Source organism: Bacteroidota bacterium (assembly GCA_030706565.1).
Lineage (GTDB): Bacteria > Bacteroidota > Bacteroidia > Bacteroidales > JAUZOH01 > JAUZOH01.
In genome coordinates, this window is record JAUZOH010000285.1 from 1 (window position 1) to 4,965 (window position 4,965).

General features: G+C 38.0%; 5 protein-coding genes and 1 tRNA gene. All 6 read left to right on the forward strand.

Annotation, left to right across the window (positions count from 1 at the left end):
* A partial coding sequence (locus tag Q8907_12605; protein MDP4275111.1) for a TylF/MycF/NovP-related O-methyltransferase occupies positions 1–699 on the forward strand: 699 nt, incomplete at its 5' end.
* 65 nt (positions 700–764) lie between these two features.
* Positions 765–1,397, forward strand: a complete 633-nt coding sequence (locus tag Q8907_12610) for a SagB/ThcOx family dehydrogenase (GenBank protein ID MDP4275112.1) — start codon at positions 765–767, stop codon at positions 1,395–1,397.
* Positions 1,398–1,629: 232 nt separating this feature from the next.
* A tRNA-Leu gene (locus tag Q8907_12615) sits at positions 1,630–1,711 on the forward strand.
* Between the two features lie 102 nt (positions 1,712–1,813).
* The gene (gene tig / locus Q8907_12620) at positions 1,814–3,172 is read left to right on the forward strand and encodes a trigger factor (GenBank protein MDP4275113.1); all 1,359 of its coding nucleotides are present in this window, start codon (positions 1,814–1,816) and stop codon (positions 3,170–3,172) included.
* 13 nt (positions 3,173–3,185) lie between these two features.
* Entirely contained in the window at positions 3,186–3,875 is a 690-nt protein-coding gene (gene clpP / locus Q8907_12625) for an ATP-dependent Clp endopeptidase proteolytic subunit ClpP (protein ID MDP4275114.1), read from the forward strand.
* A gap of 25 nt (positions 3,876–3,900) precedes the next feature.
* A partial coding sequence (gene clpX / locus Q8907_12630) for an ATP-dependent Clp protease ATP-binding subunit ClpX (GenBank protein ID MDP4275115.1) occupies positions 3,901–4,965 on the forward strand: 1,065 nt, incomplete at its 3' end.

Here is a 4,965-nt window from a genome sequence, read left to right on the forward strand (position 1 = left end):
GAATATAAAGCCTTTTATGAATTTCTTCGTGAGAAAGAGTTGTCCCTTTCAATGCTTCAGAGAATCTGTTTATTAAAAAAATTTTATCTGATTAGCTATAACTTAGAAAGTCCTCACCGGCAGAAAGAAATTTTAGCTTTCGCCAGCGAAATACTACATATTCCAGGAAATGTTGAAGGGGTAATAGTTGAAGCCGGATGCTACAAAGGAAGCAGTACTGCCAAATTCAGTATTGCCGCGAATATAACCGGAAGGGAACTTGTGGTATTTGATTCATTCGAAGGAATCCCACAAAACGATGAACCTGCACAACGGAATATTTATGGCGGAGAATCCAGTTTTGAAGCCGGCGACTACTGCGGAACTTTAGAAGAAGTTAAATCAAACATCAGCAAATACGGCAATATTGAAAGTTGCAGGTTTGTCAAAGGCTGGTTTGAAGATACTCTTCCTGCATTCAAAGAAAAAATAGCTGCGGTTTATCTCGATGTAGACCTGGTTTCCTCGACCCAAACCTGCCTGAAATATTTATTCCCCCTTTTGAGTAAAGGAGCTGTAATATATTCGCATGACGGGCATCTTCCATCGGTTATTTCGCTTTTTTCTGACAACAATTTCTGGGAAAAAGAATTGCATATTGAACCGCCATTCATTGAAGGCCTTGGGGAGAAAAAACTTTTAAAACTGAAAATTGATTGACAGAATTTTATTTTTATAACTTTGTTTAAAAAGAGCATCCCAACAAAAATTAAAAACAACAAATCATGAAAAAAGCAGTTGCCATTCTGATCTTTGCCTTTGTGCTTGCAGGATGTATGGCACAAAGCAGTGAAATGGTCAGCCTTCCTTCACCTCATAAACAGGGAGGCAAACCCCTGATGCAGGCTTTAAATGAGCGTCACTCTACGCGGCAATATGTTGAAAAAGATTTGAATGACCAGCAATTGTCTGATCTGTTATGGGCAGCTTATGGGATTAACCGCCAGGATGGGAAAAGAACAGCAGCTTCGGCCAACAACAAGCAGGAGGTTGATATATACCTGGCCACTTCGAAAGGAGTATTTTTCTATAATGCCCTTGAAAATGAACTTAAAAAAATCTCCTCTGACGATCTGCGCGAACAAACTGGCAGGCAGCCATTTGTAAAGACAGCAGCGCTGAATCTTATTTATGTGGTCAATAAAAACAAGGCATCAGGAAATGATGATCGTTCAAAACTAATTTGTGGTTCCATTTGCATAGGCTCAATTTCACAAAACGTATATCTCTATTGTGCATCCGAGGGCTTAGGATCAGTTGTGCGCGCCATGGTTGACAAAGACAAACTTGCAGGAATTCTTAAGTTAAATTCAGACCAGGAAATAGTCTTGACCCAAACCGTAGGATTCGTAAAATAAATTCAGGAACAGCCGCCTCAAAAGTTAAACATATTTTATTCCTCACTTAATTCAATGTTATTTATACAAAAACAGGTATAGTATTTTATTTTTAAGAGGGTTTTGCTGCAAGAACAGCATCCTTTTAGCTTACTATCGTGGGAAATAATCAATTCAGAATAACAAAACTTGGTTTTTTTCAGTCCGAATAATTATAAATAAAAAAAATGAATACCTTTGTAAAAAATTGTAAGCGGATGTGTCGTAATTGGTAGCCGAGCCAGACTTAGGATCTGGTGCCGAAAGGCGTGGGGGTTCGAGTCCCTTCATCCGCACTTTGATCTTAAACTAACCGCTACAACTAACTTGTTATAATTCGATTGTTAGTTTTGGCGGTTTTTTTAAAATTATTTATTTTTAAATTTAATTTTATCCTAATGAATATTGCAAGAGAGAACATCGACGCGTTAAATGCAGTGCTTAAATTGAATATTGCACCTGAGGATTATGATGCAAAAGTCAATGAAATATTGAAAGATTACAGGAAAAAAGCCAACATGCCCGGATTCAGACCCGGTAAAGTACCTGCTTCCATCATAGACCGCATGTATAAAAAGCCTGTAATGGCCGAGGAAATTAACAAAATCATGTCCGAATCGATTGGTAAATATCTGACCGATGAAAAAGTTAATATTTTGGGTAATCCTTTACCACACGAATCGGAACAAAACACAATAGACTGGGATAATCAAAAAGAATTTGAATTTTCATTTGACCTGGGACTTGCACCCGAAGTCAATGTTGACCTTTCAGACCAATATAAAGTACCTTTTTACGATATCAACATTGATGACAAAATCATTGATGATACCATTAAAAATTATACCGGGCGTTTCGGCAAGCTCGAACCTACCGATGTAGCCGAAAAAGATGGTACTGTAAAAGGCGCCATCAGCCAGTTAGACGAAAAAGGTGAGGTGGTTGAAAAAGGTTTAAGTGCAGAAAATGCAAGCATCTATCTCAATACATTGGATGAAGAAAGCCAAAAACTTTTTGAAGCTAAAAAAGCAGGTGATACCGTAGTTTTTGATATTAAAAAAGTATATAAAAACGAAAGCGAAATTGCCCGTATTTTCAATATCAATAAAAAAGTTGCCGAAGCGGTTTCCGGAAATTTCCAGGTTAAGATTGAGGAATTATCCAAATATGTTGAAGCTGAAATCAATCAGGAACTCTTCGATAAAGTTTTTGGAAAAGATACTGTAAAAACAGAAGAAGAATTCCGCAACAAAATTAAAGAACAAATTCAGTCAAACTTTGAGTACGAGAGTGAATTCCGTTTTCACGTTGATGCTGAAGAAACTTTTGTTGACAAAATCGAAATGGAGCTCCCTGACGCTTTCCTGAAAAGGCTGATGCTTTATAACAACGAAGGGAAAGTAAATCAGGATGATATTGAAAAAGAATATCCCCGTTTTGAAAAGAATTTACGCTGGCAATTAATCAAAAAAAGTATTGCACAGGCAAACAATATTGAAATAACCGAAGATGAGATTAAGGAGGAAGCAAAGAAGTCAATTAAAAACCAATTTGCACAATACGGTTATTATGATATTCCTGAAGAAGAACTGGAAAAATATTCAGCCGGCATGCTGAAAAAAGATGAAGACAGGGACAGGCTCGCTGACAAAAAAATAGAAGAAAAAATTATTGCCCTTGTCAAAGAAAAAGTGAAAATCGACCATAAAAAAGTTTCACTCGAAGATTTCAATAAATTATATCAGGAAAAAAAATAATTCAATAAATACCATGAATTTAAGGGACGACTTTACAAAATATGCTACTAAGCATTTAGGGGTTAGTAGTCTTGCATTATCCAAATATCAATCCATCGTGGATGAGAATTACATTTCTCCGACCATCATTGAAGAGCGTCAGCTCAATGTGGCTTCAATGGATGTATTCAGCAGGTTGATGATGGACAGGATTATTTTCCTTGGAGTACCTATTGACGATTATGTATCGAACATTGTACAGGCTCAGTTGTTGTATTTGGATTCAGTCGATCCGAACAAGGATATTCAGATTTACATGAATACCCCTGGCGGTTCTGTTTCAGCAGGACTGGGTATCTATGATACAATGCAGTGGGTTAGTTCTGATGTTGCAACAATATGCGTCGGTATGGCAGCTTCCATGGGAGCAGTTTTGCTGACTGCAGGGACAAAAGGCAAACGCTCTGCCCTTCCCCATGCACGGGTGATGATTCATCAACCTATGGGTGGAGCCGAAGGACAAGCTTCAGATATAGAAATCACTGCCCGCGAAATCCAAAAGCTGAAAAAAGAATTGTATGAAATTATTGCTCAGCATTCGGGTAATACTTTCAAAAAGATAGAAAAAGATGCCGACCGTGATTACTGGATGACTGCTGTGGAAGCCAAAGATTATGGCATGATTGATGAGGTTTTGGTAAAATCTAAAAAAGTAAAGCAATAGTTTTTAAAAGGAGTAAGTTGTGGGAATGAAGATTGATAAATGTTCTTTTTGTGGGAAAGATAGGAATGAAGTGAATCTCCTGATTGAAGGGGTAGCAGGTTTTATCTGCGACAGCTGTATCAAACAGGCCAATGAGATTATCGAAGAAGAGAACAGAAAAAAGAATGATTTTGATGTTAAAAAGATCAAACTTCTAAAACCGGTTGAGATAAATGCTTTTTTAAATCAATATGTGATTGGTCAGGAAGAAGCAAAAAAATACTTGTCGGTTGCTGTGTACAACCATTATAAAAGATTACTTTCTTCCCATATCGCCGACAATGATGATATAGAACTGGAAAAATCAAACATCATTATGGTAGGGGAAACCGGAACAGGGAAAACCCTTTTGGCCCGTACAATAGCCAAGATGTTGCACGTTCCTTTTACTATCGTTGATGCCACTGTCTTCACGGAAGCAGGTTATGTAGGTGAAGATATAGAAAGCATACTGACCCGTTTGTTGCAGGTGGCCGATTACAATGTCGAAGCAGCGGAAAAGGGCATTGTTTTTATTGATGAAATAGATAAAATTGCCCGTAAAGGCGATAATCCTTCCATTACCCGCGATGTATCGGGAGAAGGTGTTCAACAGGGTTTGCTTAAGCTTCTTGAAGGTTCTGTGGTACTTGTTCCACCCCAGGGCGGACGCAAGCATCCTGAACAAAAAATGATCCCTGTCGATACCAAAAATATACTGTTCATCTGTGGCGGTGCCTTTGACGGTATCGAAAGAAAGATAGGACAACGGCTGAATACCCAGGTTGTAGGATATCAGGCGACAAAAGCCAACAAGATCGTCGACCGCAAAAATCTGATGCAATATATTGCACCTCAGGATTTGAAATCCTTCGGTTTAATCCCCGAAATTATCGGGCGCTTACCCATTCTGACTTATTTGAATCCGCTAGATCACGATACTTTAAGGAAAATATTGACAGAGCCTAAAAATTCCATCATCAGACAGTACAAAAAGCTGTTCAAAATGGACAACATTGATTTGACCTTTGATGAAAAGGTTCTGGATTATATTGTTGAAAAAGCAATTGAA

What these genes read in the sequence shown, in the direction of transcription:
- clpP (MDP4275114.1), top strand. Translation starts at nt 3,186, where the DNA reads ATGAATTTAAGGGACGACTTTACAAAATATGCTACTAAGCATTTAGGG.
- Q8907_12610 (MDP4275112.1), top strand. Translation starts at nt 765, where the DNA reads ATGAAAAAAGCAGTTGCCATTCTGATCTTTGCCTTTGTGCTTGCAGGA.
- tig (MDP4275113.1), top strand. Translation starts at nt 1,814, where the DNA reads ATGAATATTGCAAGAGAGAACATCGACGCGTTAAATGCAGTGCTTAAA.